The sequence below is a fragment of the Archaeoglobus profundus DSM 5631 genome (assembly GCF_000025285.1).
Lineage (GTDB): Archaea > Halobacteriota > Archaeoglobi > Archaeoglobales > Archaeoglobaceae > Archaeoglobus_B > Archaeoglobus_B profundus.
Window position 1 is genome coordinate 1,455,576 of the sequence record NC_013741.1, and the last position, 26,733, is coordinate 1,482,308.

General features: G+C 41.4%; 40 protein-coding genes and 1 tRNA gene. 26 read left to right on the plus strand and 15 right to left on the minus strand.

From position 1 onward, the window contains the following. Positions 1-2 precede the first annotated feature (2 nt). Together ARCPR_RS08605 and ARCPR_RS08610 are read left to right on the plus strand one after the other, a co-directional pair. Positions 3-1,478, plus strand: coding sequence for a B12-binding domain-containing radical SAM protein (locus ARCPR_RS08605; protein WP_012941104.1), 1,476 nt, complete (start codon positions 3-5; stop codon positions 1,476-1,478). 37 nt (positions 1,479-1,515) lie between these two features. Continuing rightward, entirely contained in the window at positions 1,516-2,883 is a 1,368-nt protein-coding gene (locus ARCPR_RS08610; protein ID WP_012941105.1) for a cobyrinate a,c-diamide synthase, read from the plus strand. On the opposite strand, the gene ARCPR_RS08615 is transcribed toward ARCPR_RS08610, so the two are convergent. Further along, positions 2,880-3,224: a TusE/DsrC/DsvC family sulfur relay protein gene (locus tag ARCPR_RS08615; RefSeq protein WP_012941106.1), complete on the minus strand. Its 345-nt coding sequence runs from the start codon at positions 3,222-3,224 to the stop codon at positions 2,880-2,882. The genes ARCPR_RS08610 and ARCPR_RS08615 overlap by 4 nt on opposite strands. Before the next feature lie 213 nt (positions 3,225-3,437). Between ARCPR_RS08615 and dsrO the strand changes: the two genes are divergently transcribed. The 5 genes from dsrO to dsrJ are packed head-to-tail and all read left to right on the plus strand — an operon-like array spanning position 3,438 to position 8,485. After that, complete coding sequence (gene dsrO / locus ARCPR_RS08620) at positions 3,438-4,187, plus strand: sulfate reduction electron transfer complex DsrMKJOP subunit DsrO (RefSeq protein WP_012941107.1); 750 nt, start codon at positions 3,438-3,440, stop codon at positions 4,185-4,187. Positions 4,188-4,198: 11 nt separating this feature from the next. After that, positions 4,199-5,401, plus strand: a complete 1,203-nt coding sequence (gene nrfD / locus ARCPR_RS08625; RefSeq protein ID WP_012941108.1) for an NrfD/PsrC family molybdoenzyme membrane anchor subunit — start codon at positions 4,199-4,201, stop codon at positions 5,399-5,401. Further along, complete coding sequence (gene dsrM, locus ARCPR_RS08630) at positions 5,394-6,404, plus strand: sulfate reduction electron transfer complex DsrMKJOP subunit DsrM (RefSeq protein ID WP_012941109.1); 1,011 nt, start codon at positions 5,394-5,396, stop codon at positions 6,402-6,404. The genes nrfD and dsrM overlap by 8 nt, the downstream gene beginning before the upstream one ends. Before the next feature lie 10 nt (positions 6,405-6,414). Continuing rightward, a complete protein-coding gene (gene hmeD, locus ARCPR_RS08635; RefSeq protein WP_012941110.1) occupies positions 6,415-8,088 on the plus strand; it encodes an Hdr-like menaquinol oxidoreductase iron-sulfur subunit HmeD in 1,674 nt (557 codons plus the stop codon). Position 8,089: 1 nt separating this feature from the next. Then, entirely contained in the window at positions 8,090-8,485 is a 396-nt protein-coding gene (gene dsrJ / locus ARCPR_RS08640) for a sulfate reduction electron transfer complex DsrMKJOP subunit DsrJ (RefSeq protein ID WP_012941111.1), read from the plus strand. Here dsrJ and ARCPR_RS08645 read toward each other — a convergent pair. Further along, on the minus strand, positions 8,473-9,213 hold the full coding sequence (locus ARCPR_RS08645; RefSeq protein WP_012941112.1) for a tRNA(His) guanylyltransferase Thg1 family protein: 741 nt from the start codon (positions 9,211-9,213) through the stop codon (positions 8,473-8,475). The two genes, dsrJ and ARCPR_RS08645, sit on opposite strands and share 13 nt — an antisense overlap. Continuing rightward, the gene (locus ARCPR_RS08650; protein WP_012941113.1) at positions 9,182-9,433 is read right to left on the minus strand and encodes a PRC-barrel domain-containing protein; all 252 of its coding nucleotides are present in this window, start codon (positions 9,431-9,433) and stop codon (positions 9,182-9,184) included. The genes ARCPR_RS08645 and ARCPR_RS08650 overlap by 32 nt, the downstream gene beginning before the upstream one ends. Positions 9,434-9,556: 123 nt before the next feature. Between ARCPR_RS08650 and ARCPR_RS08655 the strand changes: the two genes are divergently transcribed. Genes ARCPR_RS08655 through rpl12p form a run of 3 tightly spaced genes read left to right on the plus strand, consistent with a single transcriptional unit; the run spans position 9,557 to position 11,552 of the window. Next, the gene (locus ARCPR_RS08655) at positions 9,557-10,204 is read left to right on the plus strand and encodes a 50S ribosomal protein L1 (RefSeq protein WP_012941114.1); all 648 of its coding nucleotides are present in this window, start codon (positions 9,557-9,559) and stop codon (positions 10,202-10,204) included. A 1-nt stretch (position 10,205) separates the two neighbouring features. Next, positions 10,206-11,216: a 50S ribosomal protein L10 gene (locus ARCPR_RS08660; RefSeq protein WP_012941115.1), complete on the plus strand. Its 1,011-nt coding sequence runs from the start codon at positions 10,206-10,208 to the stop codon at positions 11,214-11,216. 15 nt (positions 11,217-11,231) lie between these two features. Continuing rightward, positions 11,232-11,552, plus strand: a complete 321-nt coding sequence (gene rpl12p / locus ARCPR_RS08665; RefSeq protein WP_012941116.1) for a 50S ribosomal protein P1 — start codon at positions 11,232-11,234, stop codon at positions 11,550-11,552. On the opposite strand, the gene ARCPR_RS08670 is transcribed toward rpl12p, so the two are convergent. Beyond that, a complete protein-coding gene (locus tag ARCPR_RS08670; protein ID WP_012941117.1) occupies positions 11,549-11,965 on the minus strand; it encodes an archease in 417 nt (138 codons plus the stop codon). The genes rpl12p and ARCPR_RS08670 overlap by 4 nt on opposite strands. 49 nt (positions 11,966-12,014) lie before the next feature. Between ARCPR_RS08670 and ARCPR_RS08675 the strand changes: the two genes are divergently transcribed. Continuing rightward, complete coding sequence (locus ARCPR_RS08675; protein WP_012941118.1) at positions 12,015-12,473, plus strand: phosphopantetheine adenylyltransferase; 459 nt, start codon at positions 12,015-12,017, stop codon at positions 12,471-12,473. Here ARCPR_RS08675 and ARCPR_RS08680 read toward each other — a convergent pair. The 3 genes from ARCPR_RS08680 to thiC are packed head-to-tail and all read right to left on the minus strand — an operon-like array spanning position 12,448 to position 14,233. Continuing rightward, positions 12,448-12,624, minus strand: coding sequence for a 30S ribosomal protein S27e (locus ARCPR_RS08680; RefSeq protein WP_012941119.1), 177 nt, complete (start codon positions 12,622-12,624; stop codon positions 12,448-12,450). The two genes, ARCPR_RS08675 and ARCPR_RS08680, sit on opposite strands and share 26 nt — an antisense overlap. Before the next feature lie 14 nt (positions 12,625-12,638). Continuing rightward, a complete protein-coding gene (locus ARCPR_RS08685) occupies positions 12,639-12,920 on the minus strand; it encodes a 50S ribosomal protein L44e (protein WP_012941120.1) in 282 nt (93 codons plus the stop codon). Between the two features lie 5 nt (positions 12,921-12,925). Further along, the gene (gene thiC / locus ARCPR_RS08690; RefSeq protein ID WP_012941121.1) at positions 12,926-14,233 is read right to left on the minus strand and encodes a phosphomethylpyrimidine synthase; all 1,308 of its coding nucleotides are present in this window, start codon (positions 14,231-14,233) and stop codon (positions 12,926-12,928) included. 110 nt (positions 14,234-14,343) lie between these two features. Between thiC and ARCPR_RS08695 the strand changes: the two genes are divergently transcribed. Next, positions 14,344-14,430: transfer RNA gene (locus ARCPR_RS08695), tRNA-Leu, on the plus strand. Between the two features lie 406 nt (positions 14,431-14,836). Here the strand turns inward: ARCPR_RS08695 and ARCPR_RS08700 are convergent. The 7 genes from ARCPR_RS08700 to ARCPR_RS08730 all read right to left on the minus strand — a co-directional run bounded on the left by ARCPR_RS08700 (position 14,837) and on the right by ARCPR_RS08730 (position 17,279). After that, the gene (locus tag ARCPR_RS08700) at positions 14,837-15,061 is read right to left on the minus strand and encodes a hypothetical protein (protein WP_012941122.1); all 225 of its coding nucleotides are present in this window, start codon (positions 15,059-15,061) and stop codon (positions 14,837-14,839) included. Continuing rightward, entirely contained in the window at positions 15,058-15,483 is a 426-nt protein-coding gene (locus ARCPR_RS08705) for a hypothetical protein (protein ID WP_012941123.1), read from the minus strand. Before ARCPR_RS08705 ends, ARCPR_RS08700 begins: the two co-directional genes overlap by 4 nt. Continuing rightward, positions 15,473-15,667: a hypothetical protein gene (locus ARCPR_RS08710; protein WP_012941124.1), complete on the minus strand. Its 195-nt coding sequence runs from the start codon at positions 15,665-15,667 to the stop codon at positions 15,473-15,475. Before ARCPR_RS08710 ends, ARCPR_RS08705 begins: the two co-directional genes overlap by 11 nt. A 232-nt stretch (positions 15,668-15,899) precedes the next feature. Further along, positions 15,900-16,460, minus strand: coding sequence for a hypothetical protein (locus tag ARCPR_RS08715; protein WP_012941126.1), 561 nt, complete (start codon positions 16,458-16,460; stop codon positions 15,900-15,902). Continuing rightward, on the minus strand, positions 16,457-16,645 hold the full coding sequence (locus tag ARCPR_RS08720) for a hypothetical protein (RefSeq protein ID WP_012941127.1): 189 nt from the start codon (positions 16,643-16,645) through the stop codon (positions 16,457-16,459). Before ARCPR_RS08720 ends, ARCPR_RS08715 begins: the two co-directional genes overlap by 4 nt. Beyond that, positions 16,642-17,049: a hypothetical protein gene (locus tag ARCPR_RS08725; protein WP_012941128.1), complete on the minus strand. Its 408-nt coding sequence runs from the start codon at positions 17,047-17,049 to the stop codon at positions 16,642-16,644. The genes ARCPR_RS08720 and ARCPR_RS08725 overlap by 4 nt, the downstream gene beginning before the upstream one ends. Next, positions 17,046-17,279, minus strand: coding sequence for a hypothetical protein (locus ARCPR_RS08730; RefSeq protein WP_012941129.1), 234 nt, complete (start codon positions 17,277-17,279; stop codon positions 17,046-17,048). Before ARCPR_RS08730 ends, ARCPR_RS08725 begins: the two co-directional genes overlap by 4 nt. Before the next feature lie 139 nt (positions 17,280-17,418). On the opposite strand from ARCPR_RS08730, the gene ARCPR_RS08735 reads away from it, so the two are divergent. Together ARCPR_RS08735 and ARCPR_RS08740 are read left to right on the plus strand one after the other, a co-directional pair. Beyond that, a complete protein-coding gene (locus tag ARCPR_RS08735; protein ID WP_148208708.1) occupies positions 17,419-17,709 on the plus strand; it encodes a transcriptional regulator in 291 nt (96 codons plus the stop codon). A 227-nt stretch (positions 17,710-17,936) separates the two neighbouring features. Continuing rightward, a complete protein-coding gene (locus tag ARCPR_RS08740) occupies positions 17,937-18,194 on the plus strand; it encodes a type II toxin-antitoxin system RelE family toxin (protein WP_048084631.1) in 258 nt (85 codons plus the stop codon). On the opposite strand, the gene ARCPR_RS08745 is transcribed toward ARCPR_RS08740, so the two are convergent. Then, a complete protein-coding gene (locus ARCPR_RS08745; protein ID WP_012941131.1) occupies positions 18,191-18,433 on the minus strand; it encodes a ribbon-helix-helix domain-containing protein in 243 nt (80 codons plus the stop codon). The genes ARCPR_RS08740 and ARCPR_RS08745 overlap by 4 nt on opposite strands. A gap of 112 nt (positions 18,434-18,545) precedes the next feature. Between ARCPR_RS08745 and ARCPR_RS08750 the strand changes: the two genes are divergently transcribed. The 12 genes from ARCPR_RS08750 (at position 18,546) to ARCPR_RS08810 (ending at position 26,397) form a co-directional block, all read left to right on the plus strand. Further along, a complete protein-coding gene (locus ARCPR_RS08750; protein WP_187286410.1) occupies positions 18,546-18,818 on the plus strand; it encodes a ribbon-helix-helix domain-containing protein in 273 nt (90 codons plus the stop codon). Positions 18,819-18,834: 16 nt separating this feature from the next. Then, positions 18,835-19,161 carry a hypothetical protein gene (locus tag ARCPR_RS08755; RefSeq protein ID WP_012941133.1) on the plus strand — a complete coding sequence of 109 codons (327 nt, stop codon included), beginning with the start codon at positions 18,835-18,837 and terminating at the stop codon, positions 19,159-19,161. Between the two features lie 11 nt (positions 19,162-19,172). Then, positions 19,173-19,874, plus strand: a complete 702-nt coding sequence (locus ARCPR_RS08760) for a hypothetical protein (RefSeq protein WP_012941134.1) — start codon at positions 19,173-19,175, stop codon at positions 19,872-19,874. Position 19,875: 1 nt separating this feature from the next. Further along, entirely contained in the window at positions 19,876-20,937 is a 1,062-nt protein-coding gene (locus ARCPR_RS08765) for a hypothetical protein (protein WP_012941135.1), read from the plus strand. Next, positions 20,915-21,463 carry a hypothetical protein gene (locus ARCPR_RS08770; protein ID WP_012941136.1) on the plus strand — a complete coding sequence of 183 codons (549 nt, stop codon included), beginning with the start codon at positions 20,915-20,917 and terminating at the stop codon, positions 21,461-21,463. The genes ARCPR_RS08765 and ARCPR_RS08770 overlap by 23 nt, the downstream gene beginning before the upstream one ends. A 788-nt stretch (positions 21,464-22,251) precedes the next feature. Continuing rightward, positions 22,252-22,977: a hypothetical protein gene (locus ARCPR_RS08780; RefSeq protein ID WP_012941138.1), complete on the plus strand. Its 726-nt coding sequence runs from the start codon at positions 22,252-22,254 to the stop codon at positions 22,975-22,977. 173 nt (positions 22,978-23,150) lie between these two features. After that, the gene (locus ARCPR_RS08785) at positions 23,151-23,444 is read left to right on the plus strand and encodes a hypothetical protein (protein ID WP_012941139.1); all 294 of its coding nucleotides are present in this window, start codon (positions 23,151-23,153) and stop codon (positions 23,442-23,444) included. Positions 23,445-23,470: 26 nt separating this feature from the next. Further along, positions 23,471-23,686, plus strand: a complete 216-nt coding sequence (locus ARCPR_RS08790) for a hypothetical protein (protein WP_012941140.1) — start codon at positions 23,471-23,473, stop codon at positions 23,684-23,686. Positions 23,687-23,843: 157 nt separating this feature from the next. Further along, on the plus strand, positions 23,844-24,197 hold the full coding sequence (locus ARCPR_RS08795; protein ID WP_012941141.1) for a hypothetical protein: 354 nt from the start codon (positions 23,844-23,846) through the stop codon (positions 24,195-24,197). After that, positions 24,157-24,633, plus strand: coding sequence for a hypothetical protein (locus tag ARCPR_RS08800; RefSeq protein WP_148208709.1), 477 nt, complete (start codon positions 24,157-24,159; stop codon positions 24,631-24,633). The genes ARCPR_RS08795 and ARCPR_RS08800 overlap by 41 nt, the downstream gene beginning before the upstream one ends. Before the next feature lie 139 nt (positions 24,634-24,772). After that, complete coding sequence (locus ARCPR_RS08805; protein WP_148208710.1) at positions 24,773-25,393, plus strand: papain-like cysteine protease family protein; 621 nt, start codon at positions 24,773-24,775, stop codon at positions 25,391-25,393. Positions 25,394-25,395: 2 nt separating this feature from the next. Beyond that, entirely contained in the window at positions 25,396-26,397 is a 1,002-nt protein-coding gene (locus ARCPR_RS08810) for a hypothetical protein (RefSeq protein ID WP_012941144.1), read from the plus strand. Positions 26,398-26,733 lie beyond the last annotated feature (336 nt).

Genomic DNA, 26,733 nt, shown 5'->3' on the forward strand with positions numbered 1-26,733 from the left:
CTATGGCGGAGATTGTTTTGACCGCTCCAGCAACTGAAATGAGTAATCATCACGGCAAGGAATTCATGGGGTTCGGGACGTGCACACCACCAAGTATCGTCCCAAGCTGGCTCGTAAAGCTTCTCTTTTACCCAAAGGTTGAAAACAATGACGGAATCGTTAAATTCGCTCCATACGGTCTGAGGAAGGTCGAGGCAGTCTTAATCGAGAACGGCTTCGACGTTGTAACAGTCCACCCTTACGACATCGAAAAGTATTTGGACAAGGCGAAGGTTGTCGGGGTCTCTGTCATGGATCCCCTCGGCTTTGGACCCGTCAGCGTCACGTTTTCATCGTTGCTTGGCGGGACTCCGTCAACGAGAATCGAATTCGTGAATCTGATGGAAAAGCTGAAACCTTTCAAAGACAGAATAAAAATCATCGTTGGTGGACCGGGCTCTTGGCAACTCGAATGGGACGAGTATTGGAAGAACTTCGTCGATTGCGTTGTAATTGGAGAGGCAGATGAGATCGCTCCCGATTTGTTCAAAAAGGCTTTGAAAGGGGATGAATTGCCTAAGATCGTTCACTGCAAGAGTCCCGAGGTCGAGAAGATCCCGACGATAAAGAGACCGTCTATAAACGGCTTAATCGAAATTTCGAGGGGTTGCGGGAGGGGTTGCCGTTTCTGTAGTGAAACTCTGAAAAGGAGGAGGGACATTCCGCTCCCTAAAATAATCGAAGAGGTTGAGCTGAATATAAGAGGAGGGACTAAAGGTGTGATTTTGCATGCGGAAGACGTTCTGCTTTACGGATGTAAAGACCCGAAGTTTGTTCCAAACGAAGAGAAGGTTTTAAGGCTATTCAAAGAAGTGAAAAAGGTTACTGATAACATTGGGATAAGCCACTGCTCCCTCGCAGCTGTCTGCTCTAAGCCGAAGATTGTTGAAGAAATCAGCCACATACTTGAGGTGGGCGATAGAATTCCGATGTTTGGAGTTCAGACTGGTGTTGAAACTGGAAGCACGAGGCTTATGGAGAAGTATATGCACGGTAAATGCTTGCCTTTCCATCCGAGCGAGTGGTGTGATGTTGTTGAGCAAGCTTTCGCCATCATGCACGACAATCTTTGGGTTCCCGCTGCAACCCTCTTGATCGGTTTACCAGATGAGACGGACGACGATATAATCAAGACAATTGAACTCGTCGAAAGACTTAGAGATTACCGATCCCTAATTGTCCCACTAATCTTTATACCGATGGAGGTTTGTGCTCTGAGAAGGGAAAGGATGTTTGCAAAAGAAAATTTAAGGGAGACTCACTGGGAACTTTTAATAGCGTGCATGGATCATGCAATTCGTTGGGTGGACGATTTGAAGGGGATATACCTTGCTGGATTCAAAAACATACCTATAAGATTGGGTTACCTTGGTTTTGCTTGGTGGGTTAAGAGGGAGTGGAGGAGGAAGAGAAAGGAGCTTTTAAATTTGTACTCGTGAACCGAAAGTTTTTGTGTCATTGAGATGACAAATTTCGATGGACATACCGAGAATAACCATTGCGGGTATTAAGAGCAAGGTTGGAAAGACTACGATAGCCATAGGCTTGATGAAAGCTTTGACGGATAGGGGTTACGTAGTTCAGCCTTACAAGGTTGGACCAGACTTTATCGATCCGATATTTCATTACTTCGCTACGAAGAGACATTCGAGAAATTTGGACGACTTCATGTTTTCGAAATACGACATCCTTGAAGCCTTCGAAAGGTCTTTCAAAGGAGCGGATATAGCGGTAATAGAAGGTAAAACTGGACTTTACGATTCTCATAACGCTTTGGATGAGAAGGGAAGCACCGCAAGTATTGCAAAGATTTTGAAATCACCCGTTATACTCGTTGCAGATGCTGAAAGGATAAACAGAAGCATTTCCGCAATGCTGTTGGGCTACAAACTTTTTGATAGAGATGTGGATATAGAAGGTGTGATTTTAAATAGGGTGGGAAATCCAAGACATGCTGAGAAGGTTCGAAAATCGGTAGAAAAATTAGCTAAGATGAGGGTTGTGGGTGTAATACCGAGAACTGCCGTTGACATGCCCTACAGACATCTCGGCTTGGTTCCAGCTCACGAGAGGGGAGAAATCGAGGAGGTAATAGAGAAGTTAGCTGAAATGGTGGAAACTTATGTAGATGTTGATAAAGTAGTAGAAATTGCTCATAAAGCTCCAAAGTTGGAAGAAGTCTCTTACAATGCGGTATTTGAAAGGAGGAATAGCAGTGTAAGAATAGGTGTTGTTAGAGACAAACCTTTCTGCTTCTATTACCAGGACAACATCGATGCGCTCTCAGCTAAAGCTGAAGTCGTCGTTGTAGATTCCTTAAAGGATAGGAAGTTACCCGAAGTCGATGCACTCTACATTGGTGGCGGATTTCCCGAAGTTTTTGCTGAGGGACTTGAAAAAAACAAACCTTTCAGAAAATCAGTATACAAATTCTGCGATTCTGGAAAGCCAGTATATGCTGAATGCGGTGGGTTGATGTTCTTAGGTGAAAGCATAATAAACGATGAGGGAGAATTTGAGATGGTCGGATTTTTACCGATAAAAACACGGATGCACACTAAATTCAGAGCATTAGGATACTGCGTTTATAGAGCTGTAAAAGCTAATCCGATAAGCAGAGTTGGTGATACGATTGTAGGACACGAGTTCCACTACTCTGAAGTTATTCCGCTTGAAAAACTTGACTTTGCTTACAGAGTTAGGAGGGGTAAAGGAGTTGACGGCAAGCACGATGGAATAATCAGGAAGAACACATTAGCCAACTACATTCACTTACACGTGTTGAGTTATCCTAAGATGGTTGAAAAGTTTTTGAAAACTGCAGAAAAAATGAGGAGAAGTTAGACACAACCTGTTGGTTTGGGCAAACCGGCAATTCTACAAGCATCCTTAGCTGGACCCTGTGGGAAGAGCTTGTAAATGTACTTCAAGTCGCAGTCGGGTCTTACGTTCTGCTTGCACCACTTTACAAGCATTCTAATTGGTGGAGCAACACCGTACTTAATAAAGTATTCTCTCAAGAATTTAACTATCTTCCAGTGCTCCTCCGTCAATTCGATCGGTTGTCCAAATCTCGTGTCTTTAGCCAATGCCTCAGCAACTTCTTCGTCCCACTCTTCCCAATCCTGCAGAAATCCGTCCTCGTCAAGTCTTAGCTTCTTACCTTTTACCTCAATCTCTGGCATATCGTCACCTCCTCTCTAATTGATTTAGCACGACACATAAATAATTTACGGTTTTGTTTTATATTTTTTGAAACTTTATCTTTGATAATTAACCAATCGCGAAACCCTTTCCTGAAAGAAAATCGGTTGATTAAAAATGAAAAAGTTAATAAATTCTACACTGAAATCCTCAAGGGATTGGTAGCTATAAGAGTTTTAAGAGGTGGTAACAGCATGGTATCAAGACGTAAGTTCCTACTGTTAACGATGGCAGGAGCTACAGCGATCGCGACTGGTAAGGCTCTTGAGCTTGATGAAAAAAAGGAGAGTGAACTTTCAAAATACGAGTGGGCTATGGTCATCGATGTCGAGAAATGTACAGAGTGCATGAAATCGAGAGGTGGTTTTGGAGCCAGACCACCATGTGTTGAAGAGTGTGCTAAAGCTAACAATGTCCCAAGAAGTGAAAAGTACGATTACGATCTCATAAGAATTTACGAGGTCAGAGTTACGGAGGATGCAGAACCGCTCTACTTCCCTGTAATGTGTCAGGAGTGCGAACATCCCGGCTGTGTCCAAGTCTGTTTGACTCAGGCAAGCTATAAGAGAGAGGATGGAATAGTTGTCGTAGACCTCCACAGATGCATAGGATGTAGGTACTGCATGATTGCATGTCCTTATAACGCCAGAAGATTCCTCTTTGAGCCACCAGAAGAACATCTAACGGTCGTAAATCCTGAAGCTCCTATGAGAAAGCACGGTGTAGTAATGAAATGCGAGTTCTGCCTGTGGAAGATAGATAGAGAGAGAGCTGAGGGTAAAGATCCTAAGCCAGTGTGCGTTGAGGCTTGTCCCTACAACGCTCTGATTTTCGGAAACCTCAAAGATCCAAACAGTGAGGTCTCCAAGATAATCAAGACATCTAGGGTTATCACTCTAAGAGCAAACTTGGGAACAAATCCCAAGGTTAAATACAAGTTGTGAGGTGGTGAATTATGGGGGCTGAAGTACCAAAAATAGATTTTACGAAGATTGAGGGTAAATCCTATGGCTATTATGCAATCTGTGCAATCTGGCTTTCTATCTGTATCATTGGTGCCTACGCTTACTATCTCCAATGGATTCACGGTCATCAGGTTACCGGCTTAAACAACCAAGTTCCATGGGGCTTCGGAATCGCAGCCGTTTGTTACTTCATTGGTGCCAGTGCAGGTTCACTTATCGTTTCAGCCTTATCCGGTGTTTTTGAAAAAGAGGAGTTCAAGATATTTTCAAGAAGTGCTGCCTTCTTCGCTGCCGCAATGATCGTTGCTGCAATGGGCGCAATCTTCACGGACGTAGGCAATCCTTCCAACAGCATAAACTTCCTGATGTACTTCAACCCGACATCGATCTTCTCTTGGAACGCATTCCTCTATTCAAGCTACTTCGTCGTCTGTGTAATATATTTGATAGCTCAATTTGAGGAGAAGAAGTTCCTAACGAGGTGCATTGCTGTCTTTGCCGTAGGATGGGCAGTTCTCGTGCACAGCGGTACTGGTGCAATCTTGGGATTCATCTACTCGAACGACTTTTACCACTCAGCTTTAACACCGCCGATGTTCATAATCTCGGCAATTGCAAGCGGTTTAGGATTGCTCATTCCGACGTACATACTGACTTTCAAGTGGACTAAGAGGGAATACGACCCCAGCCTTTTCTGGACACTGACAAAGATCATGGGTGCGATGGTAATCGTTCTGCTTTACTTCTTCATCGTTGAAGGATTTGAGAAGGGTTACATGCCCGCAAGCCACGAGGCATTCCTAAGGATGATTACGAGCCCAGAGACTCCAGCGGTTTGGGTTTACTGGTTTGGTCAAATTGGATTGATGCTTTTGGCGCTTGCTATAATGCTTAGTCCTTACAGGAAGACAGAAAAGGCCATGTTTGTCGCAGGATTGCTCGTAGCTGTTGCCGTATTCTGCGAGAGATACATACTCGTCGTTCCGGGACTCTCATATCCATACGAGATATTCGCTGGCTACGAGGCAGTTAAGCCGTTCCAAATAGTGCCTTACTATCCAACTTGGGCTGAGTGGGCAATAGAACTCGCATTGCTAGCGGGAGTTTACTTGGCGTACTGCATAGGTATTAAGATATTCGCCCTATTGCCTGAAAAAGCCGTTAAAGTAGAGGAGGTGAATAAGAATGAGTGAAGCCCTGTACATTTTTTATGCCTTACCTTACATCTGCTTTGCCATATTCGTCATAGGGACAATATACAGGGTTGTAGATTGGGCAAGAAGTGCGGTACCCCTCAAAATACCCACAACTTCCGCTCAGCAACCGAGCTTTAAGTTCGTCAGGAGGACATGGATAGACAAGATAGATTCTCCCTCAAGCAAGTTCTGGGCTTTCGTAAGGGTTCTGTTTGTAGTGTTCCTCTTCAGAGATCTCTTCAGAAACACAAGGTATTACATCGAGATGGGAGGTAAAAATGTAGACACAAGATGGCTCTGGCTGTTCGCAATACTATTCCACTACTCCCTGCTCGTAATAGTCATAAGACATCTGAGGTTCTTCACAAACCCAGTTCCAGATTTCGTGAAAACTCTGGAATACCTCGATGGAGTTTTGGGTGTTGCGATAGTTCCGCCCTTGCTGATGACTGGAGTCATAGCGTTAGTTGCATTGGCTTTCCTCTGGGGTAGGAGGATACTACTGGCTAAGGAGAGGAGCATCTCAATACCATCAGACCACTTGATACTGTTCTTCATGGCTGTCATACTTGTCAGCGGATTACTCATGAGATACATCATAAAGGCAGATCTGAGCTATGTGAAGATGTTTGCTCTAAGTGTAGTAACATTCCAGCCACCCTCACCAGAGGTTTTAGCAAACCTTCACTGGTTGTTCCTAATACACTTCACGTTCGTCTGCATAACAATCGCATACATACCGTTCAGTAAGGTAATGCACTTTGCTGGAGTCTGGTTCAGTCCTACAAGAAACATGCCCAACGACAACAGGAGAAAGAGGCATGTCAATCCATGGGATCCAAACCCAGAATTGCCAATACTTGTAAGAGAGGGCATAACTGTTGCTGGAGTAACCTACAAGTGCAAGAAGCTCGATTGGGATACTTATTACGAGATGTATAAGGATCAGCTTGATGAAATTGCCGAGAAGAATTACACACTCAAAGCTGAGGAGTTTTGAGGTGATGTAGATGAGTGAGGTGCCTGAGGAGCTTAAGATCAAGCAGAAGTTTCCGAATTGGTATGATTGGTTGAAACCGATAACGCAGAAGGACATAAAGCATGGTTTCGCAAGCTACATAGCGCTACCAAAGCAGGTTAATTCAGAGTTCTTCAAAATGCCTTTCGGAGATGTTGAAAGAGATGTGTTCAGCGAGGACTGGAAGTTGCCAGAAAACTGGAAAGAAATAATCCTTGACTCTTTCAAGGAGACTTTGGAAAAGAACAGAGCGTTCAAAGTCTTCATGGATATATGTGTTAGATGTGGTGCTTGTGCAGATAAATGCCACTACTACATAGGTACCGGTGATCCAAAGAACATGCCAGTAATGAGAGCCGAAACCGTTAGAAGCGTTTACAGGTATTACTTCACGATCGGAGGTAAGCTGTTCGGTAAGTGGGCAGGTGCAAGGCCTTTAGATGAAAACGTCATAAAGGAGTGGTACTACTACCTCTTGCAGTGCTCACTCTGCAGGAGATGCTCACTCTTCTGCCCATATGGCATAGACACGGCTGAAGTTGTATGGTGGGCAAGGAGGATGCTCAGTAGAGTAGGATTGAACCAGAGGTTCATGTGTATATCCATTGAAGCTTCAGCGAGAACAGGAAACCACTTGGGATTGTACGCTGGAGGTATGGCTGGATCGATCGAGCAAGGTTTAAGCGAACTTAAGGACATAACTGGCTTTGACCTGCATACCTACATAAACAAGCCCGGTGCTGACGTACTATTCGTAGCTCCATCAGCAGATTACTTCGCAACGCCACACTGGTACGCTATGCTTGGATACCTACTGCTCTTCAACGAGCTTGAAGAGAGATACGGCTTAACTGTTACATGGTCAACTTATGCAAGTGAAGGAGGTAACTTCGGTACGTTCCACAGCTACGAGGCAGCACAACTCTTGAACTCCAAGATCTACAAGGAAGCTGAGAGATTGGGTGTGAAGTTCATAATCGGTGGTGAGTGTGGACACATGTGGAGAGACAAGCACCAGTTCATAAACACGATGAACAACCCGCCGAAGCATGCAGAATGGAAGAAGTTCTGGGATGACCCAGATTTAGGTCAGATAAGCGAGAAGCTCAAGGGAATAAACTTGGGTGAGTTCATATCTGGTGAACACGGTTGGATACACGTTCTCGAATTTGTTGCAGCTTTGATCAAGCACAAGAAGATCGACATCGATCCAAGCAGAAACGACCACTGGAGAGCAACATACCACGATCCGTGCAATGTTGCAAGAGGTATGGGAATGCTTGAAGAACCAAGATACGTGCTGAGAAACGTTATGAACAACTTCTACGACATGCCAGAGCACACTATAAGGGAAAAGACATACTGCTGTGCTGCCGGTGGTGGAATGCTTGCTGAAGAGCTGATGGAGCTCAGGATGAGAGGAGTCATGCCGAGGATGATGGCATTGAGGTATGTGGTCAAGAAGTACGGTGTGAACATAATGCTAACGCCTTGTGCTATAGACAAGGCTCAGTTCCCGATTGCAGTAGACTACTGGAAGATTCCGGTTGAGATAGGAGGTCCAATGGAGATGGTCGGTAACGCTCTGGTCTTAACTGCGTTCGGTGAAAAGCCTGAGGATAGGAAGTACGATTTGAGAGGAACGCCTATAAGGGAGGAGGAGTGATATGTACCATAAGGGATATGTTGTCTTGGGAATAATACTATTTTTAGCCTTACTCGCCACGCCGTACTGGGTAAGCGCTGGAGCTATCAAGTACGAAGATGTACGAGAGGAACTTTCTCCTTCGAAGGGAACAGCTTGCATCTACAGTAAGGAGTGGATGGCGCAGTATCACATGGAGCTACTAAACGAGTGGAGAGAACTTGCCGTTAGAGATGGAGTCAGAACGTACACAACACCAAACGGAGTCTTCAATGTCAGCTTAACAGAATGCTGGCAGTGCCACGACTATGAAGGATTCTGTGCAAAGTGCCACGACTTCATGGAAGTCAGACCGGTTTGCTGGGACTGCCATTACAATCCTTCAATGGAGCTACCAACGGTCAATTATCTGAAGTGACTCAATACTTTTTCAATCAATTTTTTGCCATCCTCGGAATCGAATAGAGGTAAATTCCATTCTTCAACAATTCTTCTTCTCTTGAATCTTACCTTTCTTCCTTCAAACTCTTTCTCAAATTCAACTTCTTCCCAGTAAAGCATTATTCCCCTCCTCTGCCATGCTGGTGTCTTTGAAATGTTTATACCCCTCTCAAATAGTAAATCGTGTATCTCGCTCGATTTTTTACCAGACAAGAATTCCTGAGTTTTTCTTCTATCTTTAATCTCCTTAAGAAGTGTGTAAAAGGCGTAGCTGTTGATGTGATTTCTCCAGCACTCATCCTGCCTAGACTTTAGGTAATCCGATATCTCGTCGAAGCTTGCGTAAATTATCCTCGAATCGAAGCTCACAGGGAAACCCAATTTCAGCGACAAACGGGATGAAAACTCTGAAGCTATTATCGAATCGATTTTCTCAACCCTGCAACCAAATAAGTCTCTGAAAAGAAAACTGACCTCGTCGCTGAATGTGTACGCGAAGGCAGGGTTAAATTCTCTCATAATTTCTCTACAAGTCTCAACCATAGCTCTTGCGAACCTTATATCGTAGGGCTTTTCAAAATCTTTCAAAACGTTCGTGAAGTTTCTACCATCTATTCTTAGAATGAAAACGTTTGGGGCTAGTAGGTGTGCGTACAGTTCTCTGTCTTTCCAATTAATCCTCTTCCTTTTTTGCCTTGAAGACATCTTTGACTATGACAATATCACCTACAGCCTTAACTAGCCTGTAAGGGATCAGAACGCCTTTAGCCTTGGAGTTTATTAAAGTTTTGTTATAATCGGAGATAGCTAGGCTCTTTATCCTCCTGTTTTCCACGTCCAAAACTAGGTCCTTTACTACACCTACATATCTACCTTCATCTGTGTAAACCTTTAATCCTAACAGTGTTGAAATTTCACCGATCATCGTCAGGAGTTTGCGGTCACTTATATTAGCTTAACTGTTTCATCGATAACTTAAAATACCCTTGCGAAATTTCGCTTTAGTCCCGTAGGAGGCGTAAAGCCGTTGGGACTACGGGGTGATGGTATGATCGTGAGTAAAGAGCAGCTTGAGGAAGCGATAAGCAAGGCTATAGAGCAGGCTAAGCCGAGGAAATTCGTAGAGACGGTAGAAATGGCAGTAAACCTGAGAAATGTGGACATGAGAAGACCAGAGAACAGAATAGACGTAATTGTAACGCTACCTCACGGATTAGGAAAGCCTAGAAAGGTGGGTGTATTCGCGAGGGGTGAAACAGCTCTCAAGGCTCAGGAAGCTGGGGCAGATGTCGTATTAGGTCCTGAAGACATCGACGAATTGGCCAAGAACAAGAGAGAGGCCAAAAAGCTTGCTAAGAGAATTGACTTCTTTATAGCTGAAGCTCCCCTAATGCCTGAGATAGGTAGAAAGCTCGGTCCTATCTTGGGTCCGAGAGGAAAGATGCCTCAACCAATACCGCCACTAGCAGATCCAAAGCCAATGATAGAGAAGCTAAGGAAGTCTGTGAAGATAAGGACGAGAGATAAGCCAGTATTCCACGCACCGATAGGTAAGAGAGATATGGAAGTCGAAAAGTTGGCTGAAAATGCCTTAGAAATAATAAAGGTTGTTGAGAACAAGTATGATAATCCATCGCAAGTGGTAAAATCAATATATGTCAAGACGACTATGGGTCCAGCTGTGAGGGTGATCTGAGATGGCAGCAGTAAGAGGTTCACCTCCAAAGTGGAAGGTTCAAACCGTTGAGGAGCTTAGAAAGATGTTTAAATCGCATCCAGTGGTAGCTATAGTCAGCTTCAGAGGAGTTCCTTCAAATCAAATGCAGAGAATAAGGAGGGAGCTTAGAGGCAAAGCGTTAATTAAAGTTGTGAAGAATACGTTGGTAGAAAAGGCTTTGGAGGAACTTGAAGATAACTACAAGAAGCTTGAAGAATTCCTTTACGATCAGACAGCTTTAGTTTTCACTGACATGAATCCCTTTAAGCTCTACAAGCTCCTCGAGGAAACGAAAGAACCCTCACCACTTAAGCCCAATCAGATTTCACCTGTTGATGTCGTTGTTGAGAAGGGACCAACACCAATTCCACCGGGCCCAATGATGGCAGAGCTACAGAATGCTGGTATTCCAGTGGCCATTGAGAGAGGTAAGGTAGTTGTAAGGGAGACTGTTACGGTTGTAAAGGCTGGTGAAGTAGTTAAGCCTGAGGTTGCAAGAGCTTTGAGCGTTCTGGGAATAAAGCCCATAAAGATAGGACTCGATACAAGAGTTATATACGACAACGGAATCCTGCTAACACCGGACATATTAGCAATTGACGTCGAGAAGATTAAGAGTGAGTTTGCAGAGGCTTATCAGAAGGCTTTGAACTTGGCTGTTAACTGTGCATACGTAACTGAGGAGACTGCCGAGATACTCATCATGAAAGCTGTTATGGATGCAAGAAACTTGGCTATAAATGCTGGACTGCCAGTGAAGGAAGTTATGCCAGAAATCTTAGCGAAGGCTCACATGGAGGCTTTGGCTTTGGCTTCACTCTTACCAGAATCAGCTTTGGATGATGAACTCAAGAGCTTACTCTCCTCAAGAGTTGTTGAGAAGAAAGAGGAGGTTGTAGAGGAGAAGAAGGAAGAGGAAAAGAAGGAGGAAGAAAAAGAAGAGGAAGAGGAGGAATCTGCTTTAGAAGGTTTAGGTGCGTTATTCGGCTAAAGGAGGTGATGTGTTATGGAGTATATATATGCGGCTTTGTTGTTGCACTCCGCTAAGAAAGAGATAAACGAAGAGAACTTGAAAGCTGTGCTTGAAGCAGCTGGCGTCGAAGTGGATGAAGCGAGAGTTAAGGCTCTGGTCTCGGCTTTGGAGGGAATTGACATAGACGAGGCTATATCGAAGGCAGCTTTCGCACCGGTCGCAGCAGCACCACAGCCCGCTGCAGCTACTGCTGAGGCCGCTGCAGAAGAGAAGAAGGAGGAAGAAAAGAAGGAAGAGGAAGAAGAAAAGGCGGAAGAAGAGGCTCTGGAGGGACTTGGAGCACTGTTCGGCTAAATGTCCACTACAACATAGGCGTACCATCCACCATTTTTTTTCTCAACAACGAAGTTGTGAAGTGTTATCGCTTTAGGTTCTACCTTCACTATTTCCGGTCTGAGTGTTCCACCTCTTATCTTTCCCGTAGCCTTCAAAATTTCTCCTTCCTCAACCTTTACAAACTCCACAGTTTTTCCACCGAAGAATTCTGTATCGAAAGCAATGAGAAGTTTGCTCAACCAGTTGTATAGAAGGTAATCCGGCGAATCCGCCTCAACATTGACATTCAACACCCTATTTTCATCAAGCTTTTCAGTATAAACAAAAGCCTCGTAAAATGCGTAGGTTGCGTTCTCTATTAGCTCCTCCAAACTGTTGCCAAAGACTTCAAAGGCGACATCGGCAGTGTGGTCTATAAACCTGTACCTCATGCACGAGATTTTATTGCAAAGTTTTTAACCTTTATATCCGACAAGTTGCGTGAAAGTTGCGCTCGGTGGAACATTCGATCCCCTTCATGAGGGACACAAGAGGCTGATCAGAAAGGCTTTCAGCATAAGCAAGGACGTAGTTTTTGGAGTTACGAGCGATGAGATGGCTCGGAAGAGGCTGAGAAACGTTCTACCTTACAACGTTAGAGTTAGAAATCTGAAGGAGTATGTTAAGAGATCCTACGGAGTTGAGCCAAGAATAGAGATTATTAAGGACTGTTACGGTAAGACGCTTGAAGAGGACTACGATTACCTCATAGTTTCTCCAGAAACTTACGAGAACGCCAAGAGAATAAACAAGAAAAGAATTGAGATCGGTAAGAGGCCGATAACGATCGTGGTTGTTGACTTTGTTCTTGCCTACGATAAAAAGCCGATTTCTGCAACGAGAATAAAGAATGGAGAGATAGATAGGTTCGGATTTAACCTAAAACCTCGACGATCTTAGCCTTTATGTTTCCTTTCCCTCCCGTAGGCTCTGCCAAAGTTCTTCCACACACTAAGCACTTGACAACGGTGGAAGGATGGTCGAATATTACCTGAACGTTTTCGCAGTCTGGACAGACTACCTTGATAAATTTGCTCTTCTTTATGCCCATGGCTATCACCCCCTTCACTTCTCGATCAGTTCAAACCTCTTAACCCTCCAAGTTGGTCTGCAGTGAGCTTTCTTGCACTCGGTGCATCTGAATCTTATGTTTACTCTCTTTGTCGGCTTATCTCCACCGGGAACCTTACTGAACTTACCCAAGTTACCTACCTTACCCCTTCTCTTCTTCTGCCTGTTGATCCACTTCAGAGCACTCTGTTTACCCCTACCTACCTTTTCAACTTCGTGGATCGTGTGCTTCCCGCAGAACGGACAGAATGTCCTAACCTTTTTTGGGTACTTCATGATCGTCACCCTTCAGATTGCCCATGATTGGGGTTAAATACGTTACGCTCCAAAGCTTTCTGGGCAAGTTTTATCGCACACAAATCTCCGCACATCGAACATGCAAACTGTGATTTCCTTCTCTCCCAGATTTTTTTAGCTTTTTCAGGATCTATGGCCAACTCGAACTGTCTATCCCAATCAAAATTCTTTCTTGCCAAAGACATCTCATAATCGACCTTCATAGCCCTTTCCCTAACACCCTCCTTTACCAAGTCGATTGCATGTGCGGCAATCTTTGTAACTATGACACCTTCTTTTACATCTTCAACAGTCGGCAACGCCAAATGCTCGGCTGGAGTTAAATAGCAGATAAAATCCGCACCGGCTAAGCCAGCAACCAAAGCACCCATTGCTCCAGCGATATGATCGTAACCCAGAGCTATATCCGTTACGAGAGGCCCTAAGAGGTAGAGTGGCGCGTTCCTTGTTATAACCTTCATAGCCTTTACAGCGGGTATTATCTGATCTGCAGGCATGTGTCCCGGGCCTTCTACCATGCATTGAACACCTTTTTCTCTGCACTTTTCAACGAGTTCACCTAAAACTATCCACTCAGCGTATTTCGCTCTGTCTGAATCGTGAAGACATCCCGGCCTGAATGCATCACCCAAACTTATCGTGACGTCGTACTCCTTCAAAATTTCGAGTAGGTAGTCGAAATCTTTATAATATGGATTCTCTTTCTCATTGTGGACCATCCAGCCCACTATTATCGCTCCTCCCCTACTAACAATACCCAAAAGCCTACCACTCTTCTTTAAAACTTCAAGTGTGAATCTGTTAACTCCCGCATGAATTGTCATGAAGTCTACTCCGTCCTTAGCCTGCTTCTCAACGGATTTGAAGAAGTCGTCTTCATCCATATCCACAACTACTTTCTTCATCCTAGCGGACTGATATATAGGGACAGTTCCGAAGGGGACTTCCGTAACCTCCATTATCTTTCTCCTGATAAAGTCCAAATCTCCTGCGGTGGACAGATCCATTATGGCATCTGCACCATACTTCTGAGCTACTATCGCCTTTTCAACCTCCTCCTCAACATTGACGTAGTCTATTGAAGTTCCAACGTTTGCATTGATTTTTGTGCTAACAAACCTACCTATAGCCCTAGGCTTCTTCAACTCTCTATTGACGTTCTTGGGAACTACAACTTCTCCCCTAGCAATGAGCCTGAGAAGTTTATCAACTTCAATTCCTTCCGATTTTGCAACATCCTTCAACCATTCTGGACAATCACCTTTCTTCGCCATCTCCATGAGCGTTTCCATTGAATCAAGGGTTTCAGAACTCATTAAATAAATTTGCAAAAAATTTCAATTTATCTGTAAATGTTATCGAATCAAAAGAGTCTTATACAACAATTACGACCTTACAGTGAGCGGGGGTTGCCGAGTCAGGAAAAGGCGCCGGCTTGAGGGGCCGGTCCCGTAGGGGTTCGAGGGTTCAAATCCCTCCCCCCGCACCATGATAATCTCTCATCACTCAAATCACTCACACGTCCCTGTAACAGCTTCTCTATCATCTTCTCAAGCCTCTCCAACCTCCTTTCAATGTCGGAATTTTGGCTAATTCGACCCATCCGTTGGCTAATTCGTTCACGGCCCCCATCAAAATTGGCTAATTCCCTCTGACTAAGCAAAATTACAACCTCTCCATCAATCACAGCCTTATATACAAAGATTTTCTTGTCGATCCACTCCCTGACATGCTCTGCCGGAATCCTAACCCTTGCGTACTGATGTTCCCTTACCCTTTCCCTACCAACAAGCACCTTTCCTACCAACTCCATACACCCTACCTCCACATTCCATCACAACCCTACCATTACCAACATTACGAATCCCAATATTAAATAGAATACGGCCAAGTAATCAAGCCTGTCCATTCTTAACCCTCCTCAGAATCCCCAGCGGACAGCAGAATTTTCTACCCTCCCACTCGAAAAATCCCAAACGCTTACCGTTTTCGAAGTAAACTCTAGCGTAGAGCCTAACTTTGGCTTTGAACGGTATCTGCCCGTGCCTACAGTAGTATATCCGCACCTCGTTGCACTTTATTATCTTGGCAAATTCGGTCATCGAAATTATCCTCTTCATTCCTTCTTACTCTCCATAAACTCGTTGAAGACTTCGACTATAGCATTTGAGAAGGGCTTTTTCTCGACGTACATTTTGTAAAAGAGCCTGTATGTTTTGGAAAGTTCCTTTTCAATGTCTTTGTCATCCTTAGCCAGTTGCATCACGAACTCACAGAATTTACGATGCAACATTGTAAGAGGATCCAGTGGTATGTACTTCTCAAGCTCGTTTCTGAGGTTGTTGAGATTGGTTCCGAGAATATCGCATAATTCCATACATATCTCGTAGCAACGCTCGTATATCTCCAGAACCTCGTAGAAGTTTTGAAGACCGTGCCTCTTCGCGACTTTCTCCGCGAACTTACGGTGTTTGATTTCGTTGTTCTTGTCAACTCTCTGCAGAGGACTCTTAAACATAATTAAACCGTTGTTAGAAGACATCTTCACACACCTCCTTCAGTAACACCGGACCGTAACAGAACCTCGTCTCAGTAACACCTGTTAACAGCCTGTTAACAGAACTGTTAACAGAGACTTCTTTCAACAACTTGTTAACTGACTTGTTAACAGAGACTTTGTCTAATTTCTTCATCTCCTTCTCCTTCTCTAAACTACCTTCAACCATATTCCTTCAACCTCCTTCTTTATCTTCCTCTAACCTAAATTTTCTTTAATTTAATTAATTGGAAGAAAATCTCTTTCATCACCTCCGAAAAATAAAAATTTTTGATGTTTTGTGATTGCTGTTCTCTCGGAGGTTATGCGGTTGGTGTTACAAAATCTTGTTAACAAGTTTGTTAACAACTTGTTAACCGTTAACAGCTTGTTAACAGACATGCTTTTCTACACCTCCACTTTTATAAAATTGTCAGAATGTCGTGGAGCTCCTGAACGACCTCGTCTCTCGATTTGATCAAGTGTTTACGGGTGTCGATGATTGCGAATCTGTCGCTCAAATGTTTGACCGGCGAATCGATGTATTTGGCCACGAAATCTTCGTTTTCGAAGTCGCCTACTTCGAACAGCTGATACCTGTTGCCTGGTAAGAAAATAAGGTAGTAAACCGGCACTCCGAGAGCGTTTGTTAAGTATCTGTAAGTTTGCAGCTGTGCGAAGTTGATCTTAATGTACCTGTCGTTCTTTCTTCTCACCTTCAACTCGAAGATTCCCTTAAATTCGCTTCCAATTCTAACGATCTTGTCGACATCGTTGACTACGACGTGCTTAACTCCCGTATCGAATAGCAACCTCGAGAACTTCATCTGACATTTTATCTCCGTCAGCCTGTTAATCACGTAGTTCAGGCAGTCTCTTTCAAATCCATTCGCATGCTTCTTCATCTCGGCGATGGTTCCCTGAACTCTCGAAACAATCTGAGAAAACCTGCTGGCGTTGTAGTAGAGGAGTTCCATCCTCATAGCTCCTCAACTCCGAAGAAATCATCTATTTTCTTTAAGCAACCCTTGAGAATCGTTCGTATTGTGATCAAATTTTGTTTGACCGTGATCGGCGGCTCTCTTCCGTCGTAAACGTCTGAAAGAATGTTAAGAGCATCCCTGAGCTTTATTGCGTATTCTAACGCTCTCTCGCTTAGCACACTCATGCAATCCCCTCTACAACTACAAACTCGAACTTCCCGGGAGTAGAGCCGAGCTTTTCTACGACCTCTCTCTTCATCTTCTCGTGAACTTCCTTTATCCAGTATCTGTATTCATCGTTGAGATTGTTTATTCCGTATTTCCTTGCAATTTCTTCGAGCTTCGGAGAATCCCAGCTTACTACTTCGGACAAATCGCATACGACTATATGTCCCTCCTTCGCAATCCCGTAGAGCTTTACCCCTGCTCTCAATGTGTGAATCATTCCGTGTATGGCTCTCTCAGCCTTCCAGTAGAATTGGTGGTGTATCCTGCCGTCCTCTGCCACCACTTCTAAAAACTCATCCAGATCGTATACCTCCTCCACTAATAACGAAATCTTTTTTACCTCTCTTCCTAACCCATTCAACAGCCCTCACCCCCTGCCTTTTCCTCCTCCCCAACCTCCTTCTTGGAGGAATGAAGGGAGGAGCTTGAGCTGTTTAGAAAAGAGGATTGAAAGCCAAGTAAACCCTTGGAAACGAGGTCTTTCTTGATAAGCTCTCTAACGTAGGCTGAGACAGTCTCCCAGCCCTCAATCTTCATGGCTTTTTCAATGAGTGGTTTCCAACCTTCTGGAACATCTGAACAGACCTTCATGTTTTAACCTCCAAACTTTGTAACTAATCTGAAACAAAAGTATATAAATGTTTCTAATTCGTTACTAATTTTCAAATTTATGACAAACTTTCTAATCTCAACCAAAAACAAAAGTATCAATCCTGTAACTAAGTTTCTGATGGTATCAGTTGATGAAATTCTGACTTCACTTGCAAAAGCTAAAGGATACACCATACTTCGTGCCCTCAAAGAGCCTAAGACTTGGATTGAACTCGAAAAGATTGCCAAAGGTGACAAAAGTTCTGTAAGCCGACGAATTGATGAATTCATTAAACTTGGACTTGCGAAACCAATTCTTCTCGAAAATTCTCCAAAAGGATCTAAAGCATATGTTTTAACAGAATTTGGCATGTTTATATTAAAGAAGCTTGAAGAGATTGAGAGATATTTAGAGCGCTTAGAGAAGTAACATTTATTAATTTCCTTTACCAAATTATCAACTACGCAGGAAACAGTTTCTCTCGCCGACATCTTAAATGAGTTAAGGGAGATCAAGAAGAGGATTGAGCGTATTGAAGAATCCATAGAGGAACTGATAGATTCGACTCTTACTCCTGAAGAAGAGGAACTAATTAGAAAACACAAGGAAATGGTTAAGAAAGGTAATTTCTCTGAGTTCATCGATGCTGAAGATCTATGTATCGAGTAAAGGTTCACAGAGATGTAGAGAAATTCCTTCGTAAAATTCCCAAGCACGATGCGGAGAGAATCCGTGAGATGATCCTGAGTCTCAAAGATCCTTTCTCCAGCAAGCCTGTTAAAGTTAAAGGTGAAGAGAACACTTTTCGTTTGAGAGTTGGAAAGTATCGAATCCTTTTCTTCATCGACGAGGATCAAAAGATCGTTATCGTTTCTAAGGTGGATAAACGAGAAAGAGTTTACGATCGTCTTTAGCATTTATATCTCACCTCTTTTCCTCCCTCCTCTGCATTTTCCTCCTCCCTGACAGAAGGATGACGGGAGGAGCCTGACGGAAGAACTATCAAATCGTTCTTTTCAAGGAAAATTAGCAATCTAATGGCTTCACGAACAGCATCACTGACACTCAGATATTTTCCCTCGTTTACGAACTTCTGGAGTTCGCTATGATCTCTCAAAGCGATTTTAACATTAATTGGTTTACACCAAGTCATCACTTTACTATTGCTTTACAATCTATATAAACTTTACTATCACTTTAGTATTGATTTATTATTGCTTTGATAAATTAAAAATAGTCAAAAGTAAAGACATTGTAAAGATTTGGTGATCGAAATGACCAGATCTGATACTAAGTCGGAACGAAAGTCTGTACAGCTGAATATTACGGTGTCTCCATTAATATATGAGAGATTAAAGGAGCTCGTAGAGTTGGGCTACTTTTCAAGCGTTTCCGATGCTGTGAGATATGCTATTCACAAAATGATTGCTGAGCTTGAAATTCAAGGTAAATTACCAAAGAAAGGAGAAACCAGCTTTTTTGAAGAATACATGAGAAAGCGAGGCTGGATTAAGGTCGATGAAGGTGAAATAGATTGATTTGGAGGGATGAGTTGTGCTCATCCCTTTTAAATGTCCAGAATGCGGGAAGAAATATTGGATAGAGCTTTCGATTAGATACGAGCTCTACAATTATGTAGGAGCTATGAGTGAGCTAGCGAGAATTCACATTAAAGATGCTATTGTTAGAGATATTTGGACTGATGAAGAAGTAGCGTTTGAGGTTCAGAGGACTATCGCATCTCTTCTCAAAGAAGGAATTCCACGAAAGCAAGTGGTAGAGGAAGTTTCCCAGTTGTATGGGATCCCTGCTATTCATGTGGATGAGTTAATCGAGAATTTGTTGAGCAAGGTTCCTGAATTAAACACACCTGTAGGATAGGTGGGAAATTTATGATTAAGTCAAAAAAAGCTCTCAAGGACATAATCGTCGTTGGCAAACGAGTTGGAGATCAAGTTTATTACCGACTGGATCCTCCCTTCAAGGAAGAAGCACGTCCACTTGATTGCTATCCAAATTGTTTAACTGCATTAATATCAATCTATGATGTGCTCTATGAATCCGGTTTAGGCGCATTCAGCACTTATAAAGAGTTTTACGAAGCAGCATGTGACTGGTTCAATAGAAAAATCAAGGAAGGTTACACCGAGAAGTATGTAGACTACACAAATAGATTCCTCCGAATGAATGGTATAGATTTTAAAGCAAAAATAATTCTAGCAAGGAAATCCATGGCCGATGATCTTGATCTGTTACTCATAAAGAATGAGCTTCTGAATTTTAGCCAAAAAAAGTTAGTTCCTCCGATAGCAGTTATCGATGAGCATTACTTACGGCATGGACAACCATTAGCAGGTGCTCATAGTCTGTTATTACTTGGATACACGATAGAGAACTTCTTCGTATATGATCCAGACTATGGAGTCCGAATTCGGGAAGTTTCAATAGACGAAATCAAGAAAGGTTTAAGTGTATACGATTACAACCTTATAGTCCTCATACCTGTTGAAGAAAGTTTAAAGGTTGAAAGGGTTGCGCTGAGAGATACAAGACTCACGGAATTTCCGGAGTTTGGGGATATTGGAGGGGAGTAACATGTCGGGAGGTTTAAAATTCCCTACAATTAGAATAGGCCCAAAGCATGTGTCACCAATAAGTGAAGCAATTAGTCAAGTTATTGAAAAGTATGGGTTTAATTTTTTGGTTGATAAGAAAAATGTTGAAGAAAAAATAATTGACAATGTAAAATACTACATAATCCCTGTTTCTGGTACTATACGATTTCTTATTGAAAATGATAAGTCTAACGAAAGATTTCTCGTTTCAATCTCGCTTAAGAAGCTATTTAACGTTAAGGTATGGTTTGATCGCGCCAAAGAGAGATATTTATTCGATGGACCATCCCTTTTAGAAGTAAGAGAAAGAATAGCGAATAAGCTAGCAGAAATAATCGATAGAAGGTACAGTTTCTATTTATTCCAAATAGAGCAAGTTAGAGACGGAATTGCGGAATCATTATTCGTAAAAGCTCAGTTTAACCCTATAAGGCGTATATGCGAAGATTTGTTTGTTTTTAATGAGGTTGATGTGAATAAATATAAAAAGAGACCAAAACAATTGCAGTTGTTAATTCAAGCTAATTATTTGAGGAGAATTAACGGTAAATGCATTCCAACCGAGAAGTTCTACTACATAATGGACAAATATAGATTTAAAACCTATGAAGATTTCGCGAGCTACGTCATCTCAGACTTAATTCTCAACTACTGGACCCTTCTTGATCAGATGAAGATGTACGCCTATAAGCCGTATCTTCGATTAACTGTACTTTATTACAAGGAGGCTGATCTATTTAGGAAAATAGCAGAGGAGACTGGTTATGAGGAATATTCAGAAATTCTTTACAAGTTAAAGGACAAATTTATAGCCGAATATATCAAGCAGTATGGATATAGAGACAAATATAAAATTAGCAACATTAGAGGTTTCCTCGATGACTTGATAAGGAATGATGTCTTTTTGGAAGATGTAGAAGATCGGTTAGTGTTCATATACGGTGATAAAGACGTCTTAGAAAAGCTCGGAGATGCTCATATTGCGGAGGAGTTTATCAAAAGACAGCAGGAGGAATTTTATGTCAACGTTAGACCTATCTAAAATAAGACAACTTGCTCATGAAAGAGGAATTACCGACGAATACTATGAGTACCTTAGATTTTCAGATTTCAAAGATGGTTTTGATGGGTTTATATCCAGAATAATTCAGGATCTTGAAGAGGTCGGTATAACAATCTCGGAAAATGATATTATCGATAAAATATTACCAACTTCGAAGCTTGTAGTAAAGACTCTTTATGAAGGCGGATTTATCAACGAAATTACGAAGAATGCAAAGGAAAAAGTTAGAGGAGATTTCATTGCAATTATTGTAGAGAAAATTTCGATCGTTCTTATTGTATATTACTTATTTTCCTTAACGGGCTTAATAAAACAGTATGCAGAACACAAGTTGAACATGATAAAATTAAAAGACTATAAAGAATTCTTCAAAGAGGAACTAAACATGGATGAAAAGCAAATCAAAGAATTACTCATTAAAATCGTCGAAAGTATTGAAAAGAAAGGCAGTTCTGGTCCTAATTTGTCAGATTTTTCGAGTTTTATCAAGTACTTGATGAAATAATCCAAAACAAAAAGGTTTTGATTGTCAATTCGTGGAGTATACTGTGAACATTCTCCCTATCAAAAACAGATTTATTTGCTACATCACCACAGATATCATAGAGCCACTAACGAACTGAGCAAAGTTTCCGAATTGAATGGTGTAGAGGCCAGTGAAAGAGCTGCAGGGAGATATTAAATAATTTGGAGATAGTACCGATATCCATGACAGTATCGTTCACCTTGATCGAGGGCTCGACTGCGTTAGGAGCTTTTGGTGTGATAATTATAGCTAATAATAGTTTATATGAATTTATTAGACGTAATTTTATTAAGTTTGACAAAGAAAAGGGAAACATTGATACTACTGACATCATCGGTTTTGTACTTCTCCTTTGTGCCATATTGGGTATTCTATTCATTACTGGCTTTATAGGATATGTAATTGTCCATTCGAAAATTATATTTCTCAAAGATGTAGAAATTGTAGAATTCTTTGTTACTTTCTGCTTTATTGCTACGATCCTTATACCACATGCTTACATATTCCTATCATTAAATTCTTATTTCATTAGAAATTATAAAATTAGATGTTGTCTTAGTGCTTTGCTGGGTGGATATTTGGGTGGAACAATCGTTCGTTTTATGTATGCTCCAGATTTGATGACAGCGGTAGCAATGGCACTCATTTTACTGTACCCTCTGATTTTGAAACTCGCAAACTCGTTATCGAATCTTCTTAGAAAGAAGAAATCATCAGATTAAAAGAAAAAAGTATATATAGTACCCCTATATAGTACAATAAATTTGATGCCACAGAGAGAATTATATATAACAACAGATCCATACACATTTACCTCAGCTGAAGGGTTGGAGTCTCTAAAGAGAGCTCTAAGAGCAATTAGCGAAATTTGTAATTGTAAGGTAAGAGTTGTAATCCCAACCTTACTGTATAGGGAGCTAGAAGTTCTTAAAGAAGGAGAAATTGAAAAATCAATACTACTCAGGCCATTCTTAATTCCGCGACGAATAGGAATAGTGAGGATGATTCAACTAATTCCTGTTCTTAGGCAGTTCTTTTATGAATTTAAACCTGAAAGTGCCCATAAATATATCGAAGAAGTAAAAGAAGTAGGTCCAGTGACTAGAAGATACATTGAGGTAGAATTGCTAAGGGTGCGAAGAGAGTTATTGGGGTATCCAGAAATGAGATTGCCAATAGGTTGGTTGAGTTCATTAATATTTGACTATCTTGCTCTGACTCATAGATTGGGAGCTTTGATTGTCAGTTTTAGGCGCAGATTTGTGGATATACTTCAAAAACTAAAGATTGCAGTTTTAGTTGCGCATTCTAGGTTCAAGACTGCTGTCAAAGAACGTGCTAGGATAGTAAGGAGAGATTTAATCATAATTGGAACAGCGTTAACACGGGATGCTTTAGAGCGTTTAATAAACCAATTCAACTTTGATAACCTACCCATAACCATAGCTGAATATTTAGCGGGTAAAGTCCTGATAATCGTTGCTGATGGATGAAGTGTTTTTCTCTATATTCCTTGGCTTAGCCATTAGGCAAGGAAGTAAGTATGGTTTTTCAAGATACTTACCAAATCATCAACAGATTTAAATTTATAACCTTGAAAGAAAACTTTAAATACAGCGCATACATACTCTCACATATAAATAGACAAACACAAGGAGGTGGTAATATGGAGGTTGAAAATAATATTAAGCAAAAAATAATTGACCTCGTCAGAGAGAGGCCTCAATACGGACGGATATTGAAAAGGGCAGTAGAGATAGAAGAGAACCCACCTAATGACTTTGTCGCGAAATACGGCTGGGAATGGCACGAAGTTCAGGCAATGCCGGCACACCTGACAAAGTTGGTGGGTGAAGGAATACTGAAGATTGGCTACAAGTCGAGGAGATACACGCACTACAAGCTTGTAGATAAGGAGCAAACTAAAGAGGCTTTGAAAGAGCTCGGACTCCTCGAATGAGGGAATTTGAAAGAGGTGACTCAATCATGCCTCCTAAAGGCTGTCCAATCAACTTTAAGAGTAAATGCAGATGGTGTCCATTGAATCCGTGGAAGAGGGTAGAGATATGCAAATTTTACAGAAGACAAGTTATTTCAGGAGTTCCTTGGCATTGGGGAGCGGATAGTAGATATATACTCACTGAGGAAGAATGGCAAAGGCTTAGATCCAAAGCCCTAGAAATCGATTCAAGATCTCGGTAAATTCACTAATTCTTAGTAATTGAGCAGTTCTCTTAACACGAATATCCACAAAGTCCTGTATCTTCATTCTACTTCATGTTCCAACAACTAACCAAGCTAAGGTGCTAGAGTGAAAAAGAGTTAAAAGTTCCCGAGTTGAATGGTGTGAGGTGAGAATATGGCGGAAGTTGAGGAGTTTATTTATGATGTGCAATTTGAATTAATAGGCACAGACGGAATAGTGTTTGGGGAGGAAGTTAAAATCGGTGACTTTAAGCTGAAAAGTGAAAAATTTGGTGTAGGGTTTAAGATCGTCGGAACTACGACAATTAAACTTGACAGATATGATCATAGGCTAGCAAGAGAATTGGCTATAAAGAAAATACAGCAAGAACTGCTACCGCTTTTAGTGCTCGCATCTAACGAGGGATATGTCATTGATAAACTAACCATGAATTTAAGGCCTATCGTTAGAAGAGATGGAAAAAAATGTGAGTATTACGTTGGTAAATACGATATATCCCAAAGTTGAAAAGCATTCTTTCAAGATAATCACCAAGGATAATATTGAATCATACATTGAGGAATTAAATTCCTACAGGGACAAGATTGAGAAGCTTAGTGAAGAAGATAAGGAAAATTTATTGAGAGCTATTAGATACTGGAACAGAGGTAAAGTCGACGATGACAAAATCGATAGGTTCATAGATTTCTATATAGCATTCGAGATTATCGGTAAGAATCTAGCTAAGAATGAAAAGCAATGGGTTAAAGAAATTTGTGAAAAATACGGCTTAAGAAGAGAATACGAAGGTGCAAAAATAAACGATATTAGAGATGCTCTAGTTCACGCTAAGCATAAGAAATTATCAAAGGAGATGGCTGAAGAGCTTGCAATTAGATACGCTGATAAGTTTGGTGAGGATGTATTTAAGTTAATCATAGATTTTCTTAATGAGAGGCGATGAACAAAAATGAAGGGAGAAATACAAGCCCTGGTAGGGAATTGTAAGCAGTCTAGATAATTAAAATGACTTTTGAAACTTTAACAGAACATTTATATGAGTTAAGTAGAGATAAACTAAAGGCTTAAAGAAGAGGCTGGATGTGATAGGGGTGGAGCTGAGCTCCATACCTGTACCAAAACTGGCTCAAGTGGAGATTGGTGGGGTAGTTGTTGATGTTTTGAATGTTCCCTTTATCCAACAGCCACCCCAAATGTTATGCTTTCCTTACTCTGTTAGCATGGTCATTGAATTTTTTAGACAGACAGAAACTGGTGTGAATATCCCAAGTTTAACATTGGGTGATTTAATAAGAGCTTTAAATACGGATCCCGAAAGAGGTACTGTACTTTCAAAAACGACAATAAAAAAGCTTAACGAGGTCACGTATCCCATAGAATTTGCGATATATCATGGCAATTTAGGGAAATTAGACGAATGCTTTGAGAAAAGAATACCACCTATTTTAATCTTTAATTCGATGTACTACATATACTCTATGGAAGGTCCTGCACATGCTACAGTATATGTCGGCAGAACTGAAACAAAAATTATAACTAATAACCCCTGGATGGGCAAAAGTTACCCGTACGATTTGGAGAGATTTTTAGAAGCATGGGAGGTTGAAGGAAATAAGATGGTAATCGCCCGATTAAGAAAGGAAAAAAGGATTGAAGACGCAAGATTAAATAAGTATGTAGACTTATTTGGAGGAGAGGAGTAGGTATGAATAGGACTTTATCTCCACCCCTGCCTCCGGAGGCTATAAAGAAGAGAGCAAGGGACGTCATACGGAAAGAAATAGGGACTATTCCATCACCTGGAGAGCCAAGATTAGTGAAAATCGAAATCGATGGTATTAGTAGGTGGGTATACGAAGTTCCAATCGTGGTCTATCATCCTGTGTTGATAGTTGATCCAGTAACACATGCGACGAGAAAAGTTCGCTTTAAGAATCTAGGTGTAGTTGGTAAGATTGTAATTGACGCCTATGATGGAACTGTACTAGAAAGAACAACTGTTAGTGACATAAGAAGGAAAATAAAGCAAAGATTAAATGAAATTTCAACGTTAGTTGACAAACTTCTTGTAAAGGTTGAAGCGAAGAAGTTTGCGAGCCTACCACTGTCTGAACATATACACACACCCGTAGAAGACATAATATCATCACTTATAATATTAGACAAAATAAATATCAATGAACAGATTGACGTTCTCCCAGAAGATGAGAGGAGAAAATATGTGGAAATTCTTAGAGTTTTGTCTGAGGTTGGGTTAGTAGAAATAGAAGGCAACTTCGTTCTCCCGGGAAACATTTTAATCGAATTGGAGAGTAGGTTTGATAGGCATGAAGAGATACTAGAACGAGCATTAGCACACTTCTTTGAGGTTGGATATGAATATATAGACACTATTAGGATGGTATTAGGACCCTACTTGATCATTACTCGTGGAATATATGAGATATCACTAGAGTCTGGAGAATTAGTCCCACTTGAATATAATACTATAAAAAGTTTATTTGAAGGAGAATACGTCCCTAGCCAAGCTAGAATCAAATTATTGAAGTTACCACGTTATTTACTCCAGTTAGAAAGGGTCAAATTAGTGAAGTATGTACGTAAGGATGGAAAAGATTGCTGGATAGGAACAGAAGACACTTTCAAGAAATTACTTCAAAATGAAGACATATCAAAGTTCATGGAGACTATAATTGCTGAATTCTGAAAGCACTATCAAAAATTGAGTATCTATGACGGTATTGTTCACATAATGGATATATAAAGCCAAAGAAGGGTTCGATCTGAGCGTAGATAATGAAACTCAGTAGTGGTATAACTTAGAATGAATGTGCTTTAAGAAGTGGAAGATTGCGTATTTGAGAGATTCACACACCCCCTTCTCATAAAGAATCTTTTCATGATCATCTTTTTCAAGGACAAAAGACTCCCATTTGTAGGGATAAGGATCTGAAATTTTAGGATGCTCGAAACATATGATTAAAGATTGCGTTAAATGATCAACATCATGGGGAACACTAGAACGACCAGAAGGATGTATTAG